This is a genomic window from Glaciihabitans sp. INWT7, from assembly GCF_014217685.1.
GTDB lineage: Bacteria > Actinomycetota > Actinomycetes > Actinomycetales > Microbacteriaceae > Lacisediminihabitans.
The window spans coordinates 1975274-2000387 of record NZ_CP043653.1 but is presented as its reverse complement, the minus strand read 5'-3'; the positions used below and the strand labels follow the sequence as shown (position 1 = coordinate 2000387).

Here is a 25114-nt window from a genome sequence, read left to right as displayed (position 1 = left end):
AGGGGCTGAAAACTCATGGCACACAAAAAGGGCGCAAGCTCCACCCGTAACGGTCGCGACTCCAACGCACAGCGCCTCGGCGTGAAGCGTTTCGGCGGCCAGGTCGTCAGCGCAGGCGAGATTATCGTTCGCCAGCGCGGCACTCACTTCCACCCCGGCGTCAATGTCGGCCGTGGCGGGGACGACACCCTGTTCGCCCTGTCGGCCGGTGCGGTCGAGTTCGGCGCCAAGGGCGGCCGCAAGGTCGTCAACATCGTGGTCGCCGCGTAAGCGGCTGGTCTAGACACGGTCGCGCAGCGACCTACTCGACCCGTTTTACCCGGGGTCGGCAATTTCAGTGGGTTCGAGCGAGCTTCGGCTCGCTCTTACCTGTTAAGCAGCATTAAGCGAAGGGATGCGTTGTGGCTACCTTCGTTGACCAGGTAACACTCCACCTCAGCGCCGGCGACGGCGGTGACGGCTGCGTCTCGGTGAAGCGCGAGAAGTTCAAGCCCCTCGCCGGACCGGATGGCGGCAACGGCGGCGACGGCGGCGACATCGTGCTGGTCAGCGAGATCGGCGTCACGACTCTCCTCGGCTTCCATCGCGCACCCCACCGCAAGTCCGAAAAGGGCGGCCAGGGCATGGGCGACAACCGCAGCGGGTCCGACGGCGCGGAGATCGAACTCGCCGTGCCGCTCGGCACCGTCGTCAAAGACGCCGAGGGCAACGAACTCATCGACTTCACCGAACCGGGCATGCGCTACATCGTGGCTCCCGGCGGTCAGGGCGGGCTCGGCAACGCCGCCCTGGCGTCGACCAAGCGCAAGGCTCCGGGTTTCGCGCTCCTCGGCATCCCCGGCTGGGAAGGCGACGTCTTCCTCGAACTCAAAGTGGTGGCGGATGTCGCCCTGGTCGGGTACCCCTCGGCCGGCAAGTCCAGCCTCGTCGCTGCCATCTCGGCCGCGAAGCCGAAGATTGCGGACTATCCCTTCACCACGCTGCATCCGAACCTCGGTGTCGTGGAGTCGGGTGACACCCGCTACACCGTCGCCGACGTGCCCGGTCTCATCGAGGGCGCGAGCGAGGGGAAGGGGCTCGGCCTCGAATTCCTGCGCCACGTCGAGCGCTGCTCCGCGCTACTCCACGTGCTGGACTGTGCGACCCTCGAGCCCGGCCGCGACCCCATCAGCGACCTCGACGTGATCCTCGGCGAACTCGCCGCCTACCCGGTGCCCGAAGGCCAGCTTCCGCTACTCGAACGCCCGCAGCTCATCGCGCTCAACAAGGTTGACGTGCCCGAAGGTCGGGATCTCGCCGACCTCGTGCGCCCCGACCTCGAAGCCCGGGGATATCGCGTCTTCGACATCTCGGCCGTCAGCCGCGAGGGCTTGCGTGAGCTGTCCTTCGCTCTCGGCGAGCTGGTGGATGCCGAACGCGCCAAGAAGGCTGCCGTGCCGGTGAAGCAGCGGATCGTGCTGCGCCCCCGTGCAAGCGGCGACGCGGGCTTCACCGTGAAGGTCGAGGGCGGCTCGGGTGGCAACATCTACCGTGTCGTCGGCGGAAAGCCGGAGCGCTGGGTCGCCCAGACCGACTTCAACAACGAAGAGGCCATCGGCTTCCTCGCGGACCGCCTGGCCAAGTCCGGGGTGGAGAACGAGCTGTTCAAGGCCGGAGCCGTCGCCGGCTCGACCGTGATCATCGGCCCGGTCACCTTCGACTGGGAGCCGACCCTCACCTCCACCGCGGAACTGCTGACCGCTCCCCGAGGCACCGATCCGCGACTCGTAAAGAACGACCGGCCGACGTCGAAGACCCGCCGTCAGGAATACCTCGATCGCATGGACAGCAAGTCTGAGGCGCGCGCCGAACTCCTGCGCGAACGCGAAGCCGGCATGTGGAACGACGACGAGGGCTTCGCTATCGCGGACAAGGACGGCGCCGAAACCGAGTCGGAGGATTCGCCGGCGGATGTCTAACCCGGTTCTCTCGCGCAGCGGCATCCCCGCGGCGCGGCGCATCGTCGTCAAGGTCGGCTCGTCGTCGATCAGCGGAGCGAATTCCGACCAGATCGCGCCACTCGTCGATGCGCTTGCCGCAGCCCACGCGCGGGGGACCGAGGTCATCCTCGTCTCTTCCGGGGCCATCGCCACCGGCATGCCGTACCTCAGGCTTGATGCCCGCCCCACCGACCTCGCGACCCAGCAAGCCGCCGCCGCGGTCGGCCAGAACGTGCTCATCTACCGCTACCAGGACAGCCTCGACCGCTTCAAGATCGTTGCGGCCCAGGTGCTGCTCACCGCGGGAGATCTCGAGAATCCCACTCATCGCGGCAACGCGCAGCGGGCGATGGAGCGTCTCCTCGACCTGCGCATCCTGCCGATCGTCAACGAGAACGACACGGTGGCGACCCACGAGATCCGCTTCGGCGACAACGACCGGCTCGCGGCCCTCGTCTCCCGGTTGGTGCGCGCGGACCTTCTCGTGCTGCTCTCCGACGTCGATTCGCTGTATACGAGACCACCAGAACAGCCCGGAGCGCGCCGGATCGTCGACGTCGCGTTCGACGACGATCTCACCGGGGTCGAATTCGGAGACATCGGCGCGGCCGGGGTTGGAACGGGAGGCGCCGGCACGAAGGTGGCGGCCGCAAAACTCGCCGCGGTATCCGGAACACCCGTGCTCCTCGCCTCTACCAGGCAGGTCGCCGCTGCCCTCGATGGGGTCGAGCTCGGCACCTGGTTCGCTGCCGCGCCGGCCGGCTGAGGTCACGCAACTACACTGGCGTCATGCCTGAGACCGTCGTCGCCACGCGCTCGTTCACCGAGAAGATGGATGCCGCCCGCGCGGCATCCCTCGTGCTCGCCACCGCCAACGCGGCACTCAAGAATCGCGCTCTCGCCGCTATCGCCACCGCGATAGTGCAGCACGGGCAGCGGATCATCCCGGCGAACGATCTCGATCTCGCCAACGGTCGGGAGAACGGGCTGAGCGCCGGCATGCAGGACCGCCTCCGGCTCGACGCCGCGCGCCTCGATGTTCTGGCGGGCGCGGTGCGCCTGGTCGCTACGCTCGTCGACCCGGTCGGCGAGAACGTGCGTGGACAGACGCTGCCCAACGGACTCCGGCTCAGCGAAGTGCGCGTTCCCTTCGGCGTCGTGGGAGTGATCTACGAGGCTCGCCCCAACGTGACCGTCGATATCGCCAGCCTGGCGCTCAAGAGCGGCAATGCCGTCGTGCTGCGGGGAGGCAGCGCCGCGGAGAACACCAACCGGGTGCTGGTTGCGATCATCCAGGAGGCGCTCGTGAGCGTCGGGCTGCCCGCCGACGCGGTGCAGACCATCGACGAGTTCGGCCGGGACGGTGCCCGGCAGCTTATGCAGGCGCGCGGTCAGATCGATGTGCTGATCCCGCGGGGGAGTGCCGACCTGATCAGCACCGTTGTGACAGAATCGAAAGTCCCGGTGATCGAAACCGGGGCCGGGATCGTGCACGTGTTCCTCGATGAATCCGCCGACGAAGCCTGGGCCATCGACATCGTGCACAATTCGAAAGTGCAGCGACCGAGTGTCTGCAATGCGCTCGAGACTCTGCTCGTGCACGAGGCCGCTGCGGAGCGCCTGCTGCCGTCGGTGCTCGGTGCCCTGCGGGCGTCCGGAGTGACCATTCACGGGGACGACCGCACGCGGCAGATCTTCGCGGATGCCGTCGCCGCCACGGAGGAGGACTGGACGACCGAATACATGTCGCTCGACCTGGCCGTGCGAGTCGTCGGCTCGCTCGACGAGGCGATCGATCACATCCGCCGCTATTCGACGCATCACACCGAGTCGATCGTCACTAACGACCTCGGAAATACCGAACGCTTCCTCGCTGAGGTGGACTCTGCGGTAGTGATGGTGAACTCCTCCACCCGGTTCACCGACGGCGGGGAATTCGGTTTCGGCGCCGAGGTCGGCATCTCGACCCAGAAGCTCCACGCGCGCGGGCCGATGGGTCTCAGCGAACTCACCAGCACCAAATGGATAGTGCGTGGCGCGGGCCAGGTCAGGGAATAGGCATCTGCGGGCCGGTAGGCTTACCGGCAGTGAAATATCGTTCAAACGGATTGGTGGATGTCGGTGCTCAGCATGATCGTTCTGGCGGCTGAAGAGGCGAAGATCGCCCTGTTCTTCCCGGCCTGGGTCTTCCCCATCATCGCCGCTGCCGCTTTCGCCGCCCTCGGTTTCGTCGTGTGGAGCTTCCGTGACGTCGCCAACCGCCACAGCCAGAAGACCGGCGGCTCGGCGGCGAGTGGGCACACGACCGATCACTGACGCCGACGACGTGATGGCGCAGAGCGCGACGAAGCGCCCGAAGATCGGTGTGATGGGCGGTACTTTCGACCCCATCCATCACGGGCACCTCGTGGCAGCGAGCGAGGTGGCGCAGTCATTCGGCCTCGACGAGGTGGTGTTCGTGCCGACCGGCATGCCCTATCAGAAGCCGGGTGCCACCTCGAGCGAGCACCGCTACCTGATGACGGTGATCGCCACCGCGGCGAACCCCAACTTCACAGTGAGCCGGGTGGACATCGACCGCCATGGACCCACGTACACGATCGACACGCTTCGCGACCTGCATGCGGAGCGACCGGAAGCCGAGCTCTTCTTCATCTCCGGCGCGGACGCCATCACCCAAATTCTTGACTGGAAAGACGTGGCCGAACTCTGGTCACTCGCCCACTTCGTCGCGGTCACGCGACCGGGCCACTCGCTCACTATTTCCGGTTTGCCCGAGTCGGACGTAAGCTTGTTGGAAGTGCCCGCGCTCGCAATCTCCTCCACCGATTGTCGAAGCCGGGTCAGCCGGGGATACCCGGTGTGGTATTTGGTCCCCGATGGTGTTGTTCAATACATCTCCAAACATCACTTGTATCGGAGTCTGACATGACAGCCTGGCAAGACCAGCCGCCCGTGAGTCGGCGGCAAGTTCGGCAAACCGAACGCGACGAGAACGTCGAGCCTCAGGCGACCCCTGAGCAGGACGCTCCCGATGACACCTCCTTCGCGGGTATTGCCCGCAAGGGTTGGGAAGCCGAAGCGCGCCGTGCGACTGCGCCGCAGGGACCGCCGGAGAGTGCCGTCGAGCCCCCCGCGAGCCGGGGCCGCAGGGTTCAACAGCCGGCTACCAACGAACTCGGGCCGGACGCCGCGCCGGAGCCTCTTCTCTACATCACCCAGGCCCGACCCCAGGTACCGAGCTACGACGGCGCCTCGTTCCGAGGCCGGGCGATCAGCGCGGTTCCGCATGACTCCGGCGCCGTGGATCCCGCGCCCTCCTCCGAGCAGCCCGAATACCGCAACCGCGACTTCAGCCCCTCGGACTCTCGTCGATCCGCCTTCCGACCCGTCGGTCCACCGCTGAACTGGGCCCCGCCCGTGGTGGTGCCGCTCCCGGAGCCCATCGCTGCACCGGCTATCGAGGCCGCGCCGTCGGCCGAGGCCGCCGCACCGTCGGCCCCGGTCGCATCCGAATCTTCGTCTCAGCCCGCGCCCGTCCTCACCCGTCGCCAGATGCGCGAACTGGGCATCGGCGGTTTCGTGACCACCCCGAGCGAGAACGACGAGGCCGAACGGGCCGCCGCCGCCGCCGCAGCCACTGCGTCAGAGCCAGCGACCCCGGTGGATTCCGCACCGGTGGACGCACCTCCCATCGAGATCGCACCCACAGAAGCCGCGCCCACCGAAGCCGCACCCACAGAAGCCGTGCCCATCGAAGCCGCTTTGATCGAAGCGCCGCCCGTCAGTGCTGTTCCCCGTGATGTTGCTGTTCCCCGTGATGTTGCTTCCGCCCCGGACGCGCCAACGGCGGCCGTCGCCGAGGCCCCCACCGAGCGCCCGCGTTTCCGCGACCGCGCCAGTCGCGGCACGGTGGATCCCGAGGTCGAGCGCGAAGAGGCCCGTCGGGCGGCGCAGGAATCCCAGGCTGCTGCCGCACCGGTGTTCGCCGAGGCGCCTCGTGTTGTCGCACCTCCCGTGTTCGTCGAACCGCCGGCCCTGATCGAACCGCCGCTGCGCCAGCTGTTCACCGGCGCCATTCCCACCGATGTCACCGTCGCCGAATTGATCGAGCCGCCGGTCGCTCCGTCCGTGCCAGCGGAGCCCGTCAACTCGCCGGTGTTCAACGTCGCTCCGGCTTCGGAGCACGCCGTGGCCGAGCCCGAAATCGTCGTCGCGGAGCTCGAGCCCCACCCGGAGAACGACTCGACCTTCGAAGACCTTCTGTTCCCCAGCGGTCAGCCCGTGGAGACCACGGTCGAGCCGCAACCCGCCGACGCGGCGGCCACTCCGTTCGGTGCATTCCTCGCCGGCCACGATGCGCCGGCACCAACCGTGTCCGCCGATCGCGCCGTCGCCGAGCCCGAAGACAGCTATGTGCCCCCGGTCGGCCACTGGTCGACACAGGCGCTGATCGACGATGACGTGCAGGTACAGGAGAACACCTTCGCCCGCGACGTCGGCGCCACGAGTGGAGCCATCACGACGAGCGCCCTGGTGCTGCCGTCGATGCCCACCGGAGAAGACATCATGGGCCCGCTGAGCGGCACCGGTGAGATCCTCATCACCGGGTCCATCAACCTCCCGAGCAGCATGGGATCCACCGGTGTGCACCCGGCCCGCTACGACCACTCCGATGTCGACGCGCTGCTCGAGGCCGACGATCGTGAAGACTCCTCCGATCCCGAGTCCGCGCCGGTTCGGGCGATCCGCGCTATCAGCACGAACACCGCATCTGGCGACGTCATCAATTCGATGAAGCCCCAGAAGACCAGTCGACTGCCCCTCATCCTCATCGTCTCCGCCGCGGTCATGGCCGTCGGCGTCGTCGTTCTGCTCGTCGCAGGGTTGATCTTCAAGATCTTCTAGGCCTGTGACCCCTTCTTTTTCTCTCCCACCCCAAAGGACCCTGTGACTGCGACCGACCACGCCCGCGAACTCCTCCAGATCGCTGCGGCCGCCGCAGACTCGAAGCAAGCCGAAGATCTCGTGGCGCTCGATGTCTCCGGTCCACTTCCCCTCACGGATGTCTTCCTGCTCGCCACCGGGCGCAACGAACGCAACGTCGTCGCCATCGCGAGCGAGATCGAAGACAAGCTGATCGAACACGGTTCGAAGCCCCTCCGCCGCGAGGGCCGGGCTGAGGGACGCTGGATCTTGCTCGATTTCGGCGATCTCGTGGTGCACGTCTTCCACGAGGAGGACCGCATGTACTACTCCCTCGAACGTCTCTGGAAGGACTGCCCAGTGATCCCGATCGATCTTCCGGTGCGCGAGTCCGCCGAATAGTCGAGACCGGCTAGCGGATGACAGCTCTCGAGCTGCCGTCCTGGCGTGCGACCGCCGGCGATCGGGAGCGCGTCCTCGACCTCATCGACAACTGGGCTGCGTCATCCGCCCTCGCCGCCGTGATGGGCGCCTTCGGGGGTTCCGTGCCCGAGAGCGGTGCTGTCGATCGCCTGGCCTGGCTCGACTCCTTCGCGGCTGCGGAATGGGACTTCCGGCATGGCAGGGAGCGTGACTCGATCCGTCGATCGGCGCTGTCCCCGGCTCAGTCCGATGCGGTGATCGGGCAGTCCCCGGAGCTTGGGCTCGCGAACCGGGAAAGACCCGGGAGGGCACAGTACGACACGGTGATCATGACCGGGGGCATGGTGCGCGCCGGCATCGTGAAGCCCCGGTTCGTGGCCGAACTGCTCGAACAGGGGCTCGGGTGCGGCCACATCCTGTTCCTCGGCGGTTTTCGACCGTTCTCGTCGGAGGAGAGTGTCGTCGCCCGAGCGCTCGAGATCGATGCCGACGATGAATTCGGGGGGATGCTGGCCGGCCTCGAGCAGGTGTTCGGCCCGCTCGGAGTGCCCGAGCTCGACGAACACCGGGGGGAGACGCCCCATGCGTCCTGGCGGCATCTCACCTGGAATCGACCACGGCTGCCCCGATTGAGCGTGCTTGCGGCCCCCTCGTCCGACCCGTTGCAGCGTCGCGCCAATTCGGCCGACACGTATCGATTCTGGGCCGAGCAGCGTCGCACCCCGGCCGAGCACTCGGTGCTTCAGGTCACATCACCGATCTACGTGCCGTACCAGGCTGCGGTGGCGGTGGGCATCCTGGGGCTCGACAATGGACTCGCGGTCGACACCGTGGGCGCGAGTGCCTCAGCGAGCGACCTGGGGCCGCACAGTCAGCCCTTCCTGGCTGAGCATCACCTTCAGGAACTGCGGGCCGCCATCGGGGCGATGCTCGCTCTCCGGAGGCGCCTGGACGGCTAACGCGGCCCACGCAGCAGCCAGGGTCGCAGCGCGCGGGTCACGAACGGCAGTGCGAGGTAGGTCATGATCGGCGCGACCACCGCGACGAGCACGAGCACGCGAAGCGGAAGCGGCCAAGGGCCGGTGAGCGGAGCCAGCAGCCAGTTGGCGAGCAGGCTCAGCGGATAGAACGCGATGAAGATGCTCACCAGCTGTTTCCAACGCGGGGGTGCGAATGGCGCGGACTCGAGCACCTCGACCGTCGAGGGTTCATCGAACCAGCCCTCGATACCGGTGCGCTTCTCCTCCCGGGCATGTTCCACGAGACCGAGGGCACTGGCGATCCACCACTCGCGTTCCGGTGACCGCTCCCACAGTGCGAGGTCTGCGGCGTCCGCGAACCGGTAGAGCATGTGCCACTCATGCGACTCCGGATCCGGGCGTACCCACCCCGAGCCGAGGTAGCCGGGGCTCGTGCTGAGGAGGTCCTGGCCGGCACGCGCCCAGGCGGCGACCTCCCTCGCGCGATCGGGCGAGACGACGCGGGTTATCGAGACGGTGATCGGTTCTGCTGACATCCCTCCAGTCAAGCACCGTCGGTCGGGTCCGCCGCTCGGAATCGGGGGCTGACCGCGGAGAGCTCGGATGTGTAGTAATCTGACGTAGTTGCCTTCTCGGAAGTTCGAGAAAGTCAGCTTGGGTCCATGGCGCAGCCCGGTAGCGCACCTGCATGGCATGCAGGGGGTCAGGGGTTCGAATCCCCTTGGATCCACAGAAATCCTCTTCCAGGATGGAGAAAAGCCCCGAACCTCTGGTTCGGGGCTTTTCTCTTGGGTGCTGCTCTCGCAGTTCGAACGATCGGCACTGCTCGCCCGCACTCCGATCCGGTGTCAGTGCGATTTCTCTCGGCTCCGAGTCGTGGGCTCGCAGCCAGGCGGGCAGCGGAGATCGGGGCTCGTGACGGATCACGCCGTGTCGGGACCAATATCCCGGGTCGACAGCGTCGGCGACGGGTACCTTGGGGCTCACACGATCTCGCACCGGGTCGTGGTCTCGAACAGAGGAAGTCCACCGATGGCGATCGACTCGCAGCGGAGTTCGCGACTATCCACTCCCGGTATCGACCACCCTGCCCATTATCGGCGACGGGCACGCGTGGGGGACGCCCTCGGCACTGCCCTCTGGCTCACGTCCGCATTCGCCGTCGCCCTCTTCCTCCTGTCCGGGGGCACCGCCCGGTTCGCATCGGTCGCGGATGCCGTCACGAGCGTGGGGATCGCGACCGGACTCGTCGGCACCAACCTGGTTCTGGCGATGCTGCTCCTTGCGGCGCGAGTGCCGTTCATCGACCACGCGATCGGCCACGACCGGGCGATCGCCGTGCACCGGGCCCTGGGAAAGCCGGCCTTCTTCCTCCTACTCGGCCACGGAGTCATCCTGCTCATCGGCTATGGACTGAGTTCCGGACTCAACCCCGTAGCCGAGATCGGTCGGGACTGCCCCGAGTTCAGTTGACTCGGTGGGTTAGTGGTTTCACGCGGCGTTGAGGGCCATGTTTATTGTCTCAAACTCGATCGGGGTGAGTTTGCCGAGGCGGCGTTGCCGACGCTTGCGATGGTAGGTTCGCTCGATCCAGACCACGATCGCGAGGCGTAGCTCTTCCCTCGTGGCCCATCGTTGCCGGTCGAGGACGTTCTTTTGCAGGAGGGCGAAGAAGGACTCCATCGCGGCGTTGTCGCCGCATGCGCCGACGCGGCCCATCGACCCGGTGATGGCGTTGTTCTTCAACACCCGCACGAAGGCGTTGGAGCGGAATTGAGAGCCGCGGTCGGAGTGCAGAATCGTGCCGGCGATGTCGCGTTGCCCGATTGCGTTGCGGGCCGCAGCGACCGCCAGGGATGCTTTCATTCGGGAGTCGATGGAGTAGCCGACGATCTTGTTCGACCACACGTCCTTGATCGCGCAGAGGTAGATTTTGCCTTCGTCGGTGCGATGCTCGGTGATGTCCGTCAACCACAGCTGGTTAGGGCGTGTCGCGGTGAAGTTCCGCTGGACATGGTCGTCATGCACGGGCGGGCCGGCTTTGCCCCTCAGGCCGCGTTTCTTCGCGAACACGGACCAGAGCCGCTGCTGGGAGCAGAGCCGCCAAACCCGGTTCTCGCCCGCCTTCAGGCCAGCCTGGTTGAGTTCGTCGCTGATGAACCGGTAGCCGAACGCGGGGTCGTCCCGGTGGGCGTCCCACGCCGCGTTGGTCAGGTGAGCGTCGTCCCAATCACGTTGCGAGACGGGGTTTCGGAGCCACTGATAGAAGGCTTGTTTGGAGAAGCGCAATACCCGGCAGGTCACCGTGACGGGGACTCCGTCGACGGCCAGTTCGCGGACCAGCGGGTACATCATTTTGGGTTGACATCCCGGGAGAGGTAGGCGACGGCGCGGCGCATTACCTCGGCTTCCTGCTCCAGCAGCCGGATCCGTTTCCGCGCCTCCCGCAGCTCAGCCGACTCCTTCTCCGTCACGCCAGGCTTCACCCCCTCTTCGACGTCGGCTTTCTTCAGCCAGTACGCCAGACACGACTCCGAAATTCCGAAGTCCTTCGCGATCTGGTTCAGCGGGGCTTCGTGCTTGCGAGCGACCGCGACAACATCGCGGCGGAACTCGGGCGGGTAGGGCTTGGGCATGGTGACATCCTTCCAGCGGAGACGAATCTCCACAGGTCAAGAGTCAACCAAACCGGGGGCAGTCCCGTCCGATGCTGGCCATCCCCGACATGCTCCTCGCGATCCTCGCTCTCGCGCTGCTGGCCGGGGTGATCGTGAGTTCGGCGGCCCTGGTGCGACGCCGGTACAGCTATGAGACCTGGCACCTCATGCACCTGCTGAGTTACGCCGCGGTGCTGGCATCCGTTCCCCACCACCTGAGCATCGGCAGCGTGCTGTCGCCCTTCAGCTTCGAGCGGGTCTACTGGCTCGCGCTCTACATCCTCGCGTTCGGCGCGATCCTCACCCATCGGCTCGCCGAGCCGCTGGTTTCGAGTATTCGGCACCGTCTGCGGGTCGATCGGATGCAACCGGAGGCTCCCGGGGTCGTATCGATCTACCTCTCCGGCCGCAGATTGAGGTCGCTCGAATCGGTGGGGGGCCAGTTCTTCGTCTGGAGGTTCTGGACGGCGGGCACCTGGTGGCACTCGCATCCCATCTCGCTCTCTTCCGTGGCGACCGACACCCAGCTGCGCATCACCGTGCGCGACCTCGGAGGGGGAAGCAGGAGCATCAGTTCCGTCCCCGCCGGCACGCGGGTGTGGTTCGAGGGTCCCTATGGCATCTTCACGGATGCCGGACGCACGGCGCCGAAGCTTGCCATCGTCGTCGCCGGCATCGGCATCACCCCGGTGCGGGCCATGCTCGAAGACTCGGTGCTGAAGCCCGGGGAGGCCACGATCCTGCTGCGTGCCTCTACCATCGATGACACCTTCCTCTGGGGCGAGATCGACGAGCTCGCCCGGCAGAAGGGAGTCGCCGTCACGACGATGATCGGGCCGCGGGCGCGCACCGGACCCGGCTGGATGACCCAGGCCGACGCCGACCGCGGACTCACCCTCCTGGGAGTCTTTCCCGATCTGCTGGAAAGCGACATCTACCTCTGCGGACCCACCTCGTGGCTCAATGTCGTGGAAGCGGATGCCCGCGCCGCCGGAATCTCCGAACACCAGATCCACGCCGAACGGTTCGACTGGTGAGGGCGCGCGCAACAGTCGTCGGGGCGCTGGGCTCTGCAGCGATCCTCGCCGTCGCCTGGCAGGTGGGCAGCTCGATCGACGCCGCGAGCGGAGGTCCCGCGGGGGTCGGTGCGGCCTCCACTTCGAAGCCCGCCGCGAGTGCAGCATCCAGCGGCAGCTTCACCGGTGCCTCCGAGAACACCCGTTACGGCAGCGTGCAGGTGAAGATCGTGGTCGCGGGAGGCAAGATCACCGATGTGGTGCCCGTGCACCTCACCGACAGAGGCGGTCGCTCGGTGCAGCTGAGCAACCGGGCCGCTCCGATCCTGCGCGCGGAAGTGCTGAAATCCCAGTCGGCGAAAGTCGCGAGCGTCGGAGGCGCGACCTACACGACCGACGCGTACCTGCTGTCCCTGCAATCGGCACTCGACCAGGCGGGGCTCTAGGCCTCAGACCTGACGGATCGCGGACGGTCCATCGGGTTGCGGCACCACGGCCATCATCGGTCCGGTCATCTCGACGGTGCGAAGACCCTCGTGGCGGGTTTCCAACTGGGCCACCACGAGGGCCGCGAGGTCCTCGAGATTCGCCACCTCGGCATCCGATGCCGAACGCGGCACGAAATCCAGCACGGACAGGGTGCCGATGGTCTGCCCGTCGGCCCGCTTCAGGGGCACCCCGACATAGAAACGCAGGCCGAGAGGCCCGGTGACCAGGTAGCTGTCCTGCGATCGAGGGTCACTCTGGCCGTCTTCGATGATCACCGGCTCGGCATGCGGGATCGTCGCGGTCCGGAGGTCGACGGATCGCGCGATCTGTTCGACCTCCGGTCCGTAGTGCGACCGAAACCAGGTGCGGTCGTGATCCACGACGCTCACTATCGAGATCGGGGCGGAGAACAGCCGCGCCGCCATGGCCGTGACGCGATGGAGCGCCTCATCCGGGATCGTGTCGAGGATCGCGGAGCGACCGCTCGAGGCATGTAGGTCTCCGGGGTAGAAGGTGTCGGACTCGGCATCCTTGTGCCGCGCGCTGTCGGCGATGACCGTTTGGCGCAGCAGGGAGACGAGCTCCCGACCGGCCGGACGCTGTGCGGGGTCCCGCGCCGTCATCGCGGAGAGCAGGTCGCTCCAGTGGTCGGGCAAGAATGCCGGGATGACCGGGTCGCGGGAGAGGCGCGCCATCGCCGATTCCACCATCGATCCGGGAAACTCGATGGCACGGGTGAAGCTCTGCAGGAGCACCAGACCGAGGGAGTACACATCACTCGCCGCGGTGAGCGGGGTGCCGGTGACCTGCTCGGGGCTGAGATACGCGGCGGTGCCGGTGGTCTCTCCCTCTGCGGTCATCCGCTCGATGTCGTCGGAGAGGGCGATTCCGAAATCGGTCAGCTTTGCCCGCGCCCGGGGCGCGTCATTGCCGTAGTCGACGAGGAGGATGTTGGACGGCTTGATGTCGCGATGAAGCACATTGCGGGCGTGGATGTACTCGAGCGCCTCCGCCATGTCGTAACCGATCTCGGCGATGTGCCGGGAGGCGATGGGGGAGACCTGGATGCGCTCATGGAGGTTCTGGCCGGTGACCAGCGCCATGATCAGGAAACGGCGGGTGCGGCCGGAATCGTCGGTGTCGAGACCGGCGTCGTAGAGGTTCACCACCCCGTGATGGTCGAGACTTGCCAGCACGGCGAGTTCGCTCTCCTGTCGAGCCGGATCGAGGCTGCTCGAATCGAACAGCTTCACCGCGACGGCGCGACCGAGCACCTCGTCGGTCGCCCGGTAGACCGTGGCCATTCCGCCGAATCCGATGGCGGATTCGACGCGATAGCGTGCCCCGAGCAGCCGGCCCGCCATGTTCCCTGCTGCTGGAACCACCATGAAACCCACTCTCCTTCCCCAGTGTATTGAGGCCGCTCGTCAGTGCCCCCGCGCCCGGGAGGGGTTGACAACACACCGATTCGCCCTACCGCCGCGAAGGACGGGACCTTCGACCCGGTCGCCGCCGCCGGCACGCAGGAGGCTGGGAGCCGACGAGAGGATCGACAGTGCCGCGACACCCGGATCGACCGAGAAACCTGCTTCACGCGGCGATGGGGTTCGGCCGCCGCTATCCGGTCGTGTCGCTCACGGTTCTCGTCGGTGTCGTAGGCATGATCGTCTGGTTCGTCGGTCTGGTGGACATCACCCGGTGGCTGTTCAGCATCTTCGCGATCGTGGTCGCCGGCATCGAGGCCGTCGCGATGGCGAAGCAACTGCGCAAGGGAATCGTCGGCATCGACATCCTGGCCATTGTGGCGATCGTGGCCACCGTGCTGGTCGGAGAATTCTTCGCGAGCATCATCATCGTGCTGATGGTGTCGGGGGGCAAAGCCCTCGAGGACTTCGCCCAGGGCCGGGCTCGTCGCGAGCTGGATGCGCTGCTCGACCGGGAGCCGCAGGTCGCGCACCGCACACACGCCGACTCCGCTGACATCGACGACATTCCCGCGGGCGACGTGGTCGTCGGTGACCTGATCCTCGTGCGCTCCGGCGAGGTGGTTCCCGTCGACGGAGAGCTGGTGTCTGCCAGCGCGGCCTTCGATGAATCCTCCCTCACCGGAGAGAGCCTGCCGGTGACCCGCATGGCGGGAGAGACGGTGTTGAGCGGCTCGGTGAACGGGGTGACCGCGACGACCATCGTGGCGACCGCCCTGGCCCGCGACAGTCAATTCCAGGCGATCGTGGCGCTGGTCGCAGCGGCGTCGACCAATCGGGCGCCCGTGGTGCGCCTGGCCGATCGCTACGCCATCCCCTTCACTGTCATCTCGCTGCTCATCGGTGCCGTGGCCTGGATTGTCTCCGGCGACCCGGTGCGCTTCGCCGAGGTGCTCGTGCTCGCCACGCCGTGCCCGCTCGTACTCGCCGCACCGGTCGCATTCATGGGGGGAATGAGCCGGGCCGCCCACCACGGAATCATCGTGAAGGGCGGCGGGGTGCTTGAAACCCTTGCCCGGGTGCGCACCGCCGTGTTCGACAAGACGGGCACGCTCACGATCGGCGCGCCCACCGTGACGCGGATCCTGCCGCGCGATCCCTGGGACGAAACGCAACTTCTCGCCCGGGTGGCTTCGGCCGAGCGCTTCTCTTCACACGTGCTCGCGGCCTCCCTCGTGGCCTCGGCAGCGGACCGCGGACTGGTGCTGCCCTCTGCCGAGAACGCCGTGGAGGTGGCCGCACAGGGCGTCTCGGCCACGATCGACGGTCAGCGAATCGAGATCGGAACACTCGCCTTCGCCGCTGCTGCGGCACCTGGCGTCGAAGCCGTGGATCTGGCTGCGGGGGAGTTGGCGATCTACGTCGCGATCGGCGGTCGTTTCGCCGGCGTGGTCGTCGCGAGCGACCCCGTGCGCGACAACGCGAGGTCCACCATCGAGCAATTGGGAATGCTCGGCGTGCACGAGACCGTGATGCTCACCGGAGACGCCAACGCCACCGCGGCCCACGTGGCTTCCGCGGTCGGCATCTCCCGATTCACCGCCGATTGCCTGCCGATCGACAAGGTCACCGCCGTGCGGGACATCCCCTCGCGGCCGGTGCTCATGATCGGGGATGGGGTCAACGATGCACCCGTGCTCGCCGCGGCGGATGTCGGCATCGCCATGGGAGCGCGCGGCGCGACCGCCGCGAGCGAGTCCGCGGCCGCCGTGATCCTGCTCGACGACATCTCCGTGGTGGCCCTCGCCGTGAGGATCGGCCAGGACACCGTGCGCATAGCCCTGCAGAGCATCTGGCTGGGCATCGCGCTGAGCATCGGACTTATGCTCATCGCCGCCTTCGGCGTGATCCCGGCCACCCTCGGCGCAGGAATCCAGGAGGTCGTCGACCTCGCGACCATTCTCAACGCCCTGCGGGCGATCCGACCGACAGAGCACACCGACCGAGCCCAGCCGGCTCTCGTCGCCCCCACCCCACAGCATCCCCACCCCACAGAAGGAGCACAGCCATGAGTGACACCAGCCCCGCAACGACTACTGCCGCGGCACCGGTCTTCACCGTCCCGGTCGGCAGCATCGTGGTCGGGCATGACGGATCGAAAGACTCGGACCATGCCCTCGCGGTCGCCTTCGACTTCGCCGCCAAACTCCAAGTCGAGATCGTGGTGGTGCGCACCTGGAGCATCGACACGGCTCCCCACGGCGCCCTGTACAACGACGGCTATGTCGCCTCCTTCGACGAGGTGACGGAGACGGTGCGGAAGATGCTTGTCGCCGACACCGCGAGCATCGCCGCCCGTCACCCGGACGTGACCCTGCAGGTGCGCGCCGCGCTGGCGCAACCGGCGCAACTGCTCACCCAACTGGCCGCGCACGCCCTCATGCTGGTGGTCGGTCCTCGCGGACTCGGCGGGTTCGCCGGGCTGCTTCTCGGATCGGTCAGCAGCCACTGCGTGCAGCTGGCGACCTGCCCGGTACTCGTCGTGCCGACGCGCTGATCGGGCCGTGCACGGAACCCCGTGCTCGGCGGAGTACCGTCAACATCGTGAACTCGAATTCGGACCTGCTCATCCTCGCGATGGATCATCGCGATTCGCTCCTGCGCGATCTCTACGGCATCGACGGCGCTCCCACGAGGGAGCAGATCACCACGATCTCCGCCCACAAGGCGCTCATCTTCGATGGGTTGCTGAAGGCGATCGAGGGCGGGGTGGATGCCTCGCGTGTCGGCGTCCTCGTCGATGAGCGGTACGGGGCGGCCGTAGCCGTTCGGGCGAAGGAGGCCGGTATCGACCTTGCCATGCCGATCGAGCGCAGCGGGGAGCCGCTTTTCATGCTCGAATACGGCACCTTCGGAGACTCTGAGTGGCTGCGACACGTGCAGGAGTTCGCCCCGGCCCAGGTGAAGGTTCTGGTGCGCGACAACCCTCACGGGTCATTCAACCGCGTGCTGCAGTTCGACCGTCTCATCACGGTGTCGAATGCTCTTCGGGCGGCCGGCCGCACCTTCATGATCGAACTCCTGGTTCCCGCTACACCGCCGCAACTCGAATCGGTCGGATCGGATGCCCTCCGCTATGACCGCGAAGTCCGGGCCGGCCTGACGGTCCAGGTGATCGAAGAGATGCAGGCTGAGGGGATCGAGCCGCAGATCTGGAAGATCGAGGGACTGGAGTCGGAGCAGGACGCCCGCGCCGTGGTCGCGGCGGCACAGCGCGACGGCCGCGCTGCGGTGAGTTGCATCGTGCTGGGGAGGGACGCCTCCCGGCCGCGGCTCGATCACTGGCTCAGCGTGGCATCCGTCGTCGAGGGCTTCCGGGGCTTCGCGATCGGCCGGAGCATCTGGGAGAACCCGCTGTCGGATCACCTGGCCGGAACGGCATCCGAGTCGCAGCTCGTTCAGCTGGTCGCCGACAACTACACGCACTTCGTGCACGCCTGGGACAGCTGAGTCGAGCTACTTCCTGTTCGTGAAGCCCTGGGTGCAGGTGGTCTGGTCTGCGCTCTGGCCGGAAATGGTCGACGGCAGGGCGATCGAACCCGGGCCCGGGGTGGCGCTCGCCGAGGGATCCGTGGATGCGGTCGGTGCCGGAGTGCCAGCCACTGGCGCGGTCGGGTCGGCGATCGCAGCGCGCCCGAGCTTGCCGGTGAGCGTTATCGGCTGGTCCGACTGCAGCGCCGTGGCCAGGGCGGCCGCAGGGGTCACGAGGGGGACGACCCGGTTGGGGTTGGCGGGATCGGCTCCGGTGGGGTACTGCACGAAGACGATGTTGCTGAGGTCGATGCCCTTGAGCGCCAGCGCGATCGACATCAGCGTGGTCGGGTTGGTGAGGGTGTCCGAGAGCTGCACGTTTGACAGGGCCGCGTTCGCCAGCTTGTAGAGCGTGACCGGGTTGCTGAGCACGCCGTCACTGGTGATCTTGCGCGTGAGGGCCGAGAGGAAGACCTGCTGATTGCTGATGCGCCCGAGGTCGCTGCCGTCGCCGACGCCGTGCCGGCTCCGCAGGAACGACAGGGCTTCGGCGCCCACCAGGCTCTGCTGTCCGGCCGGCAGATTGAGCTGAGGATCGGTGTAGGGGTCCTTCACCGGGGTTGCGAGACAGACGGTGACACCTCCGACCGCGTTCGACATGCCGGTGACGCCGTCGAAGGTGATGACGCCGGCGTAGGGAATCGAGAGGCCGGTCATCTTCTCGACGGTCTGCACTGTGCAGGAGAGCCCCCGGGAGAGCGTCGAGTTGAACATGGCCGGGGAGGTGCTGCGGCCGCACATCGGGATGTTCACCATGTCGCGCGGGAAGCTCACGACGGTCGCGCTCGTGTGATCGGCGGAGACGTGAAGCAACATCGTGACGTCGTTGTTGCCGATGCCGGAGCTTCCGGCCAGCTGGGCTTTGGTCTGGTAGCCGGCCTGGCCCGTGCGGGTATCGGTGCCGGCGAGAAGCATATTGACCTCGCCATCGATGGGGCCGACCGACGGTGCCTCTGGCGCGGGCTTGGCCCCGACGGCGTGGGTGAGGTGGATGCCCGGCTTGATGTTCGAGACGGTGCCGTATACGGCAAAGGCGCCGACGGCGGTTCCGCTGACGGCCACGACGGCGACCATCGCGGCGAGCACTTTGGCGATCGAGGCGATGGGGTGCGAGCGGTGCAGCCGTCCGTGACGGATGGGCGCATGCGGGCGCGACGAACGAGAGCCTGTTACGGCGCTTCGACGACCCATGAGACCTTCCCCCGCATGCCGCGCACGCGACACCGATCAGAAATGTACCCCAGCAGACCTCAATAGATGCTGTATGGGGCTGGCCTTTCTGAATCCGGGGGTACCATCTGCGCATGCTCGAACATGTGAGGGTCGCCGTCATCGGCTCGGGGTTCGCCGGACTCGGCATGGCCATCCAGCTCAGTCGGCACGGCATCGACGACTTCGTGGTCGTGGAACGAGCGGGCGAAGTCGGGGGCACCTGGCGGGACAACACCTATCCGGGAGCCGCCTGCGACATCCGCAGCGACCTGTATTCGTTCTCTTTTGCTCCGGCGTTCGACTGGAAGTTCCGCTACGGCCGCCAGCCCGAGATCCTCGCCTACCTTCGATCGACTGCCGACGAGTTCGGAATCCGATCGCGAATACGGTTCGACTCGGAACTCCTCGACGCGACCTGGGATGGTTCGGCGTCCCTCTGGAGGCTGCGCACCAGCACCGGCGACTTCACCGCCTCGGTGCTCGTGTCCGGTGCCGGTCCGCTGATCGATCCGGTGTGGCCGCAGATCCCCGGTATCGACGGGTTCACGGGCGAGCGCTTCCATTCGTCCCGCTGGCGGCACGACATCGACCTCGCGGGCCTCAGGGTCGCCGTGATCGGCACCGGGGCATCCGCCATCCAGTTCGTGCCGGAAGTACAGAAGGCGGCCGGCGAACTCACGGTGTTCCAGCGCACACCGGCCTGGATCGTGCCGCGGGGGGATGCTCCCACCACCGCGCGCCGCGCCAGGCTGTTCCGGCGATTGCCCATACTCCGCCGCGCTGCACGGGCGTGGGTGTTCCGGTCTGCGGAAGCGCGGTTCGCGGGATTCCGCAGCGCGGCTATCGGTGGACTCATCCAGCGATTCGCGGCCGGCTACCTGCACAGCCAGGTCACGGATCCCGGCCTGCGCGCGAAGTTGACCCCGGCCTACCGCATCGGCTGCAAGCGCATCCTCGTCTCGAGCGACTTCTACCGGGCGATGACCCGGTCCAACGTGACACTCGTCACCGACGCGATCGTCTCCGTGGAGGGACGCGAGGTCGTCACGGCGGATGGCGAACGGCGGGAGTTCGACGTCCTCATCGCAGGAACGGGGTTCAACGCGACGGAACCCTCGGTCGCCCGCCTCGTGCGAGGGATAGACGGCGTCACCCTCGCCGAGGCGTGGTCTCCGCACATGGAGGCACTTCACGGCACCACCGTCGCGGGCTTTCCGAACCTGTTCCTTCTCGTCGGACCGAATTCCGCGCTCGGTCACAACAGCATCGTCTACATCATCGAGGCGCAGATCGACTATGTGCTCAAGGCACTCGAGGCGATGCGGGCGCGCGGCGCGGCATCCGTGGTGCCCACCCCCGAAGCCCAGGAGCGGTACAACCGGCGTGTGCAGGCCGACCTCGCGGACTCGGTCTGGGTGAGCGGCGGATGCTCGAGCTACTATCTCGACTCCGGGGGCAGGAACACCACACTCTGGCCGCACCGGGCGGCGCTGTTCCGCAGTTCGGTGCGCCATTTCGACAGCTCCGAATACCGTTTCGAGCAACAGCTGGTTGCCTTCGAGAGCTGAGCGCAGTGCACCGTTCGACGGGAGATGATGGATCCGTGAGTGAAACGGTGAACCCGATCGACGGCACGCGGATCGCGTTCGATGTGCGCGGCGAGGGTACTCCCGTGCTTCTCGTGCACGGCTCGGCGCTCTCGCGGTCGATCTGGCGGGGATTCGGATACGTGGCCGCGCTGCAGGATCGCTATCGGGTGATCGCTATCGACCTGCGTGGGCACGGCCGAAGCGGCAAGCCCCACGAGACCGAGGCGTACCGGATGCCGCTCGTCCTCGCGGACATCCTGGCGGTGCTCGACGCGGTCGAGGCGCCCGCGGCTCACCTCTTCGGCTACTCCTTCGGGGCGCGCGCCGGATTCTCTCTCGCCGACAGTCATCCGCATCGACTGCTCTCGCTCATCTCTGCTGGTGGCACGTACCGAGCACCCGGGGGCAGCGTCTCCGAACTCTTCTTCCCCGGCTACGACGGGGCGCTCGGGGCGGGCGGCATGCGCGGCTTCCTCGACGGATGGGCTGCGCACGCCGGCGCACCGATCGATCCACAGACCTCCGCAGCCTTTCTCGCCAACGATCCGCTGGCTCTTCGCGCGTATTTTCGTCGGGTCGAGCTCGAACCGGGCATTCCGGACGCCCGGCTCGCCGAACTCGCCGTGCCGACCCTGCTGCTCGCCGGCACCCGCGATCACGAGCGATATCTCGATTCCGAGCGTGCGGCGACGCTCATGCCGAATGCCACTTTTCGGGCGCTGCCGGGACGGACGCACGGAAACACCCTGCGACCCGCCGCGGAGGTGCTCGACGCCGTGATCCCGTTCCTCGCCTCGCTCGACTGAGTGAGGCGCTACGACAGCGTGCCGATCACCACGGTCGAATAGAGCTCGTCAGAGTGCGAGATCGATGCGCCGAGTCCCGCGGCCTCGAACACGGCCGCACTGAGCTCGGCCTGTTCTTCGCTCGATTCCACGAACAGGTGGCCGCCGCGGGCGAGCCACAGGGGTGCGGCCTCCGCGACGCGACGCTGCACGTCCAGTCCGTCGATCCCGCCGTCGAGGGCGAGTCGGGCTTCGAAGAGACGCGCCTCCGGGGGCATCAGGGCCACCGCATCCGTCGGCACATAGGGGGTGTTCGCCACGAGGATGTCGATGCGCCCCCGCAACTGTCGCGGCAGGGGCTCGAACAGGTCGCCCTCGAAGACGCGGGAGGCGGGAATGTTGAGACGAGCGCTCGCGACCGCCGCCGGGTCGATATCGGCGGTATACAGGTCGATTCCCGGTAGCCGCGACGCGATCGCGGCCCCGATCGCGCCCGCTCCGCAACACAGATCGAGCACCATGGCATCCGGCGCGGAGAGAGCGATGGCCTGTTGCACCAGGAAGGCGGTGCGCTGGCGTGGCACGAAGACTCCCGGGCCAACGGCGATGCGCAGGCCGCAGAACTCCACCCAGCCGAGGATGTGCTCGAGGGGGATCCCCGAGACGCGCCTGTCGACCAGCTGTCTCAACTCGGCGGGGGAGGATGCCGCCGCGATGAGCAGTGCCGCCTCGTCTTCCGCGAAGACGCATCCCGCGGCGCGTAAGTGCGCGACCACCTCGTCGACCGTCATTGCCGCCTCACTCACCGAAGATGGCGCAGGTACTGTTCCGGCGCACTGAGGAAAGCCTGCCAGTTGAGCACCAGGGGCAGGTCTTCCCACGAGCTGGTATGCAGCCCCCAGTCGCCCACCTCATAGATCGTCGCGCCCGCAAGCGACGCGAGAAGCGGCGAATGGGTCGACATGATCACCTGGGACTTTCCGGAGTCGAGGAGACGAGTGAGGATGCCGACGAGTGCGAGGCAGCCCGAGAACGACAGCGCCGATTCCGGCTCGTCGAGCAGCCAGAGGCCCGCGCCCGTGAAGCGATCCTCCACCAGATCGAGGAAGGATTCGCCGTGTGATCTCTCATGAAAGCGGATGTCCTCCCGGAACGGACTCGGATTCCCCTCGAGGTAGGTGAAGAACCCGTGCATCGTCTCCGCGCGGAGGAAGTATCCGCGCTTGGTGGCTCCGGCATTTCGCACGACCTGGAGGTGGTCCCAGAGCTCGGACTCGGATGCCCGGGTGCTGTGATGCGCGCCGACGGATCCGCCTTCGGGGGAGAGCCCGTAGGCCAGCCCGATCGCTTCTACCAGGGTGGACTTGCCCGATCCGTTTTCGCCGACGAAGACCGTGGCCGGTCCGAGATCGAGGCCATGATCGAGCAGGTGGGCCACCGGCGCGAGTGTGGCCGGCCAGGCATCCCTCGCCAGGGCATTGAGGGGGTGTCCCTCGATCCGGCGGATCGGGAAGCGGTCGAACCCTGCGTCGACGGGCACAGGTCAGGCGTCTCCGTCGACTCGCACCAGCATCTTGCCGGTGTTCTCCCCGCGCATCAGTCTCAGCCAGGCGTCGAACGCCTGATCTACGCCATCGATCACCGTCTCGTCGAAGACGAACTCGCCGGAGGCGACCAGCGGGGTCATCTCGCGGAAGAACTCGGGGGCATGGTGCTGGTAGCTCGGGATGGTGAATCCTTTGAGAGTGAGCCCCTTGGAGATGAGCATGGCGAGATTGCGCGGACCGGGCTCGGCCCGCTCGGAGTTGTAGGAACTGATCGCTCCGCAGATAGCCGCCCGACCGCCGTCGTTGAAGGCGAAGATCGCCGCCTCGAGATGATCGCCACCCACATTGTCGAAGTACACGTCGATTCCGTCGGGAGCCGCCTCGTGCAGCATCCGCGACACCTTCCCGCTCTTGTAGTTGAAGGCGGCATCGAAGCCGTAACGGCTTGTGAGAAGCGCCACCTTCTCGTCTGTGCCCGCACTGCCGATCACCCGGCCCGACCCGCGAAGGCGCGCGATCTGGCCCACGGCGGAGCCGACGGCACCGGCCGCGCCCGAGACGAATACCGTGTCTCCGGGCTTCATCCCGGCGATCACCAGCAACCCGACCCACGCCGTCATGCCGGTGAGTCCGAGAGCACTCAGGTAGACGGATGACGCGACGCCCGGCACCTCGTCGCGAGCGGTGAACCGGCTCGCGTCGCCCTGGGCGACATCACGCCAGCCCTGGAAGTGCTGCACCAGCTGGCCGACCGGCAGATCGGGGGAGCGGGATTCGATTACGCGGCCCACCGCGTCGGCATCCATCGCCCGGTCGAGCTGGTACGGCGGAACGTAACTCTTGACGTCGTTCATGCGACCGCGCATGTACGGGTCGACCGAGATGAATTCGTTCTGCACCCGCACCTCGTTCTCGGCGAGAGGGGGCAGCTCCACGGTGACGAATCTCACATCATCAGTGGTGGGGGTGCCGGTGGGCCGTTTAGCCAGGTGCCATTGGCGGCTGGACGCAAGGGGGGTCATGTGTGTCTCCATCGACGGCCGGGGATCGGCGCCGGCGCCTCCAGCGTAGCGAACGGCGCTAGGGTAGCCATACCGAACAGTCGGTTTGTCTGTCTTCCCTTGTCAGGAGCTCTCGTGAATCGCTTCACCGGCCGCACGGCCCTCATCACCGGAGCGAGCCGCGGCATCGGACTCGCGATTGCCCAGCGGCTCGTCGACGAGGGTGCCCGGGTGCTCATCACCGCCCGCCGGGAAGAGGCCCTTCGCGATGCGGCGGCGCAACTCGGGTCGTCCGCGCTCTGGGTGGCGGGCAAGGCTGACGATCCCGCCCACCGGGCCGAGGTCTTCGACCTGATCGGCCGGGAGTTCGGGGGGCTCGACCACTTCGTGAGCAACGCCGGAGTGAACCCGAGCTTCGGACCGACCCTGGATACCGAGCATTCGGCCATGGCGAAGATTCTCGAGATCAACGTGATGGCCGCGCTCGACTGGTCGCGGGATGCCGTGACGGCCGGTATCGGAGCCCGCAACGGTTCCATCGTGAATATCGCGTCGATCGCGGGAATCTCCGCGGCTCCCGGCATCGGGTTCTACGGGGTCTCCAAGGCCGCCCTCATCTCCCTGACGACCCAACTCGCCTTCGAGCTGGCGCCGCACATCCGGGTGAACGCGGTGGCACCCGCGGTGATCAAGACCAGGTTCGCCGAAGCACTCTACGAGGGGCGTGAGGCGGACGTCGCTTCGATCTATCCACTCGCCCGCCTGGGTGTGCCCGAGGACGTCTCCGGCGTCGTCGCCTTCCTCCTCTCGAGCGATGCAGCCTGGATCACCGGCCAGACCATCGTGATCGACGGGGGCGGGTCCATCCGTCCGGTGACCTGATGGCGACGAGTGCGGGTGTCAAAGACGCGGTGCGAACCGCCGCGGTCGACCTGTTCGCGAAGAACGGCTTCGCGAACACCTCGGTGCAACAGATCGTGGATGCGGCGGGCGTCACCAAGGGCGCGATGTACCACTATTTCCGCTCGAAGGACGAGCTGCTGTTTGGCATCTACGAGCACCTACTCACCCTGCAGGGTGAGCACCTCGCGGCGATCGTCGCGACCGGGGACTCGACGGAGCAGAAGCTCCGCGCCGCCTGCATCGACGTGATCGAGACCTCCATCGAATTCCTCGACGAGGGCACCGTGTTCTTCCGTTCGGCGCACATGTTGCCGGCCGAGAAGCAACTCGAAGTGAAACACCGTCGGCGTGAGTACAACGACCAGTTCGTGTCGCTGGTGGAGGCCGGACAGCGCGAGGGCGTGTACCGCACCGATATCCCCCGGGCCGTGCTGGTGGCCAATTTCTTCAGCGACCTGCACTACCTGCCGCAGTGGTACTCCGCGGATGGCCCGGAAGACGGCAGTCTCATCGCGGCCCAGCTCACCGACCTGTTTCTCGCCGGCATCGGCATCCCGAACAACTCTGTCAACACCCTGACGAAGGAGTAACC

At 67.0% G+C, this 25114-nt stretch carries 26 protein-coding genes and 1 tRNA gene; 20 read left to right on the top strand and 7 right to left on the bottom strand.

The genetic code is table 11. The features are described from left to right. Positions 1 to 15 precede the first annotated feature (15 nt). The 9 genes from rpmA to F1C58_RS09675 all read left to right on the top strand — a co-directional run bounded on the left by rpmA (position 16) and on the right by F1C58_RS09675 (position 8287). Complete coding sequence (rpmA, locus tag F1C58_RS09715) at positions 16 to 270, top strand: 50S ribosomal protein L27 (protein WP_185200924.1); 255 nt, start codon at positions 16 to 18, stop codon at positions 268 to 270. A gap of 131 nt (positions 271 to 401) precedes the next feature. Next, positions 402 to 1958, top strand: coding sequence for a GTPase ObgE (gene obgE, locus F1C58_RS09710; RefSeq protein WP_185200923.1), 1557 nt, complete (start codon positions 402 to 404; stop codon positions 1956 to 1958). After that, positions 1951 to 2745 carry a glutamate 5-kinase gene (gene proB, locus F1C58_RS09705; RefSeq protein ID WP_185200922.1) on the top strand — a complete coding sequence of 265 codons (795 nt, stop codon included), beginning with the start codon at positions 1951 to 1953 and terminating at the stop codon, positions 2743 to 2745. The genes obgE and proB overlap by 8 nt, the downstream gene beginning before the upstream one ends. A 23-nt stretch (positions 2746 to 2768) precedes the next feature. After that, positions 2769 to 4037 (top strand): glutamate-5-semialdehyde dehydrogenase, encoded by a 1269-nt coding sequence (locus tag F1C58_RS09700; protein WP_185200921.1) that lies wholly within the window; start codon positions 2769 to 2771, stop codon positions 4035 to 4037. 57 nt (positions 4038 to 4094) lie between these two features. Continuing rightward, positions 4095 to 4295, top strand: a complete 201-nt coding sequence (locus F1C58_RS09695; protein WP_185200920.1) for a hypothetical protein — start codon at positions 4095 to 4097, stop codon at positions 4293 to 4295. Positions 4296 to 4308: 13 nt separating this feature from the next. Beyond that, positions 4309 to 4911 (top strand): nicotinate-nucleotide adenylyltransferase, encoded by a 603-nt coding sequence (nadD, locus tag F1C58_RS09690; protein ID WP_185204090.1) that lies wholly within the window; start codon positions 4309 to 4311, stop codon positions 4909 to 4911. After that, positions 4908 to 6887, top strand: coding sequence for a hypothetical protein (locus F1C58_RS09685; RefSeq protein ID WP_185200919.1), 1980 nt, complete (start codon positions 4908 to 4910; stop codon positions 6885 to 6887). Before nadD ends, F1C58_RS09685 begins: the two co-directional genes overlap by 4 nt. Positions 6888 to 6929: 42 nt before the next feature. After that, on the top strand, positions 6930 to 7307 hold the full coding sequence (gene rsfS / locus F1C58_RS09680) for a ribosome silencing factor (RefSeq protein ID WP_185200918.1): 378 nt from the start codon (positions 6930 to 6932) through the stop codon (positions 7305 to 7307). 17 nt (positions 7308 to 7324) lie between these two features. Further along, positions 7325 to 8287, top strand: coding sequence for a hypothetical protein (locus F1C58_RS09675; protein WP_185200917.1), 963 nt, complete (start codon positions 7325 to 7327; stop codon positions 8285 to 8287). Here F1C58_RS09675 and F1C58_RS09670 read toward each other — a convergent pair. Further along, positions 8284 to 8844: an antibiotic biosynthesis monooxygenase gene (locus tag F1C58_RS09670; RefSeq protein WP_185200916.1), complete on the bottom strand. Its 561-nt coding sequence runs from the start codon at positions 8842 to 8844 to the stop codon at positions 8284 to 8286. The genes F1C58_RS09675 and F1C58_RS09670 overlap by 4 nt on opposite strands. Positions 8845 to 8964: 120 nt before the next feature. Here F1C58_RS09670 and F1C58_RS09665 point away from each other — a divergent pair. Both F1C58_RS09665 and F1C58_RS09660 read left to right on the top strand, forming a co-directional pair. After that, positions 8965 to 9038: transfer RNA gene (locus tag F1C58_RS09665), tRNA-Ala, on the top strand. A 302-nt stretch (positions 9039 to 9340) separates the two neighbouring features. Then, positions 9341 to 9781, top strand: a complete 441-nt coding sequence (locus tag F1C58_RS09660) for a ferric reductase-like transmembrane domain-containing protein (protein WP_185200915.1) — start codon at positions 9341 to 9343, stop codon at positions 9779 to 9781. Positions 9782 to 9799: 18 nt separating this feature from the next. Here the strand turns inward: F1C58_RS09660 and F1C58_RS09655 are convergent. Next, positions 9800 to 10944 (bottom strand): IS3 family transposase gene (locus F1C58_RS09655; protein ID WP_185200817.1). Its coding sequence is split into 2 segments (ribosomal slippage): positions 9800 to 10665 and positions 10665 to 10944, totalling 1146 coding nucleotides; the frame shifts between segments, so codons are not numbered across the junction. Between the two features lie 71 nt (positions 10945 to 11015). On the opposite strand from F1C58_RS09655, the gene F1C58_RS09650 reads away from it, so the two are divergent. Together F1C58_RS09650 and F1C58_RS09645 are read left to right on the top strand one after the other, a co-directional pair. Beyond that, positions 11016 to 12002, top strand: a complete 987-nt coding sequence (locus tag F1C58_RS09650) for an oxidoreductase (RefSeq protein WP_185200914.1) — start codon at positions 11016 to 11018, stop codon at positions 12000 to 12002. Then, positions 11999 to 12427 (top strand): FMN-binding protein, encoded by a 429-nt coding sequence (locus F1C58_RS09645; protein ID WP_185200913.1) that lies wholly within the window; start codon positions 11999 to 12001, stop codon positions 12425 to 12427. Before F1C58_RS09650 ends, F1C58_RS09645 begins: the two co-directional genes overlap by 4 nt. 3 nt (positions 12428 to 12430) lie before the next feature. Here F1C58_RS09645 and F1C58_RS09640 read toward each other — a convergent pair whose 3' ends face one another. Further along, the gene (locus F1C58_RS09640) at positions 12431 to 13858 is read right to left on the bottom strand and encodes a GAF domain-containing serine/threonine-protein kinase (RefSeq protein ID WP_185200912.1); all 1428 of its coding nucleotides are present in this window, start codon (positions 13856 to 13858) and stop codon (positions 12431 to 12433) included. Positions 13859 to 14025: 167 nt separating this feature from the next. Between F1C58_RS09640 and F1C58_RS09635 the strand changes: the two genes are divergently transcribed. Genes F1C58_RS09635 through F1C58_RS09625 form a run of 3 tightly spaced genes read left to right on the top strand, consistent with a single transcriptional unit; the run spans position 14026 to position 17404 of the window. Continuing rightward, entirely contained in the window at positions 14026 to 15966 is a 1941-nt protein-coding gene (locus tag F1C58_RS09635; RefSeq protein WP_255461054.1) for a heavy metal translocating P-type ATPase, read from the top strand. Next, the gene (locus F1C58_RS09630) at positions 15963 to 16451 is read left to right on the top strand and encodes a universal stress protein (protein ID WP_185200911.1); all 489 of its coding nucleotides are present in this window, start codon (positions 15963 to 15965) and stop codon (positions 16449 to 16451) included. Before F1C58_RS09635 ends, F1C58_RS09630 begins: the two co-directional genes overlap by 4 nt. 47 nt (positions 16452 to 16498) lie before the next feature. Beyond that, the gene (locus F1C58_RS09625; RefSeq protein WP_185200910.1) at positions 16499 to 17404 is read left to right on the top strand and encodes a 2-deoxy-5-keto-D-gluconate 6-phosphate aldolase domain-containing protein; all 906 of its coding nucleotides are present in this window, start codon (positions 16499 to 16501) and stop codon (positions 17402 to 17404) included. A 6-nt stretch (positions 17405 to 17410) separates the two neighbouring features. Here the strand turns inward: F1C58_RS09625 and F1C58_RS09620 are convergent, their stop codons facing one another. Further along, entirely contained in the window at positions 17411 to 18676 is a 1266-nt protein-coding gene (locus F1C58_RS09620; RefSeq protein WP_185200909.1) for an LCP family protein, read from the bottom strand. A gap of 113 nt (positions 18677 to 18789) precedes the next feature. On the opposite strand from F1C58_RS09620, the gene F1C58_RS09615 reads away from it, so the two are divergent. Beyond that, a complete protein-coding gene (locus tag F1C58_RS09615; RefSeq protein ID WP_185200908.1) occupies positions 18790 to 20265 on the top strand; it encodes an NAD(P)/FAD-dependent oxidoreductase in 1476 nt (491 codons plus the stop codon). Positions 20266 to 20300: 35 nt separating this feature from the next. Then, positions 20301 to 21092 (top strand): alpha/beta fold hydrolase, encoded by a 792-nt coding sequence (locus F1C58_RS09610; protein WP_185204213.1) that lies wholly within the window; start codon positions 20301 to 20303, stop codon positions 21090 to 21092. Between the two features lie 8 nt (positions 21093 to 21100). Here the strand turns inward: F1C58_RS09610 and F1C58_RS09605 are convergent, their stop codons facing one another. The 3 genes from F1C58_RS09605 to F1C58_RS09595 are packed head-to-tail and all read right to left on the bottom strand — an operon-like array spanning position 21101 to position 23640. After that, positions 21101 to 21862, bottom strand: a complete 762-nt coding sequence (locus F1C58_RS09605; RefSeq protein ID WP_185200907.1) for a putative protein N(5)-glutamine methyltransferase — start codon at positions 21860 to 21862, stop codon at positions 21101 to 21103. 11 nt (positions 21863 to 21873) lie between these two features. Beyond that, positions 21874 to 22611, bottom strand: a complete 738-nt coding sequence (locus F1C58_RS09600; protein ID WP_185200906.1) for an AAA family ATPase — start codon at positions 22609 to 22611, stop codon at positions 21874 to 21876. 3 nt (positions 22612 to 22614) lie between these two features. Further along, positions 22615 to 23640 (bottom strand): NADP-dependent oxidoreductase, encoded by a 1026-nt coding sequence (locus tag F1C58_RS09595; RefSeq protein ID WP_185200905.1) that lies wholly within the window; start codon positions 23638 to 23640, stop codon positions 22615 to 22617. A 114-nt stretch (positions 23641 to 23754) separates the two neighbouring features. Between F1C58_RS09595 and F1C58_RS09590 the strand changes: the two genes are divergently transcribed. Beyond that, positions 23755 to 24501 carry an SDR family oxidoreductase gene (locus F1C58_RS09590; RefSeq protein WP_185200904.1) on the top strand — a complete coding sequence of 249 codons (747 nt, stop codon included), beginning with the start codon at positions 23755 to 23757 and terminating at the stop codon, positions 24499 to 24501. Further along, the gene (locus tag F1C58_RS09585) at positions 24501 to 25112 is read left to right on the top strand and encodes a TetR/AcrR family transcriptional regulator (protein ID WP_185200903.1); all 612 of its coding nucleotides are present in this window, start codon (positions 24501 to 24503) and stop codon (positions 25110 to 25112) included. The genes F1C58_RS09590 and F1C58_RS09585 overlap by 1 nt, the downstream gene beginning before the upstream one ends. Positions 25113 to 25114 lie beyond the last annotated feature (2 nt).

Excerpts from the sequence above, each read along its gene's own strand:
- rpmA (WP_185200924.1), top strand. The coding sequence starts at position 16 with ATGGCACACAAAAAGGGCGCAAGCTCCACCCGTAACGGTCGCGACTCC.
- proB (WP_185200922.1), top strand. The coding sequence starts at position 1,951 with ATGTCTAACCCGGTTCTCTCGCGCAGCGGCATCCCCGCGGCGCGGCGC.
- F1C58_RS09700 (WP_185200921.1), top strand. The coding sequence starts at position 2,769 with ATGCCTGAGACCGTCGTCGCCACGCGCTCGTTCACCGAGAAGATGGAT.
- F1C58_RS09695 (WP_185200920.1), top strand. The coding sequence starts at position 4,095 with ATGTCGGTGCTCAGCATGATCGTTCTGGCGGCTGAAGAGGCGAAGATC.
- nadD (WP_185204090.1), top strand. The coding sequence starts at position 4,309 with ATGGCGCAGAGCGCGACGAAGCGCCCGAAGATCGGTGTGATGGGCGGT.
- F1C58_RS09685 (WP_185200919.1), top strand. The coding sequence starts at position 4,908 with ATGACAGCCTGGCAAGACCAGCCGCCCGTGAGTCGGCGGCAAGTTCGG.
- F1C58_RS09675 (WP_185200917.1), top strand. The coding sequence starts at position 7,325 with ATGACAGCTCTCGAGCTGCCGTCCTGGCGTGCGACCGCCGGCGATCGG.
- F1C58_RS09670 (WP_185200916.1), bottom strand. The coding sequence starts at position 8,844 with ATGTCAGCAGAACCGATCACCGTCTCGATAACCCGCGTCGTCTCGCCC.
- F1C58_RS09660 (WP_185200915.1), top strand. The coding sequence starts at position 9,341 with ATGGCGATCGACTCGCAGCGGAGTTCGCGACTATCCACTCCCGGTATC.
- F1C58_RS09650 (WP_185200914.1), top strand. The coding sequence starts at position 11,016 with ATGCTGGCCATCCCCGACATGCTCCTCGCGATCCTCGCTCTCGCGCTG.
- F1C58_RS09640 (WP_185200912.1), bottom strand. The coding sequence starts at position 13,858 with ATGGTGGTTCCAGCAGCAGGGAACATGGCGGGCCGGCTGCTCGGGGCA.
- F1C58_RS09630 (WP_185200911.1), top strand. The coding sequence starts at position 15,963 with ATGAGTGACACCAGCCCCGCAACGACTACTGCCGCGGCACCGGTCTTC.
- F1C58_RS09620 (WP_185200909.1), bottom strand. The coding sequence starts at position 18,676 with ATGGGTCGTCGAAGCGCCGTAACAGGCTCTCGTTCGTCGCGCCCGCAT.
- F1C58_RS09615 (WP_185200908.1), top strand. The coding sequence starts at position 18,790 with ATGCTCGAACATGTGAGGGTCGCCGTCATCGGCTCGGGGTTCGCCGGA.
- F1C58_RS09605 (WP_185200907.1), bottom strand. The coding sequence starts at position 21,862 with ATGACGGTCGACGAGGTGGTCGCGCACTTACGCGCCGCGGGATGCGTC.
- F1C58_RS09595 (WP_185200905.1), bottom strand. The coding sequence starts at position 23,640 with ATGACCCCCCTTGCGTCCAGCCGCCAATGGCACCTGGCTAAACGGCCC.
- F1C58_RS09585 (WP_185200903.1), top strand. The coding sequence starts at position 24,501 with ATGGCGACGAGTGCGGGTGTCAAAGACGCGGTGCGAACCGCCGCGGTC.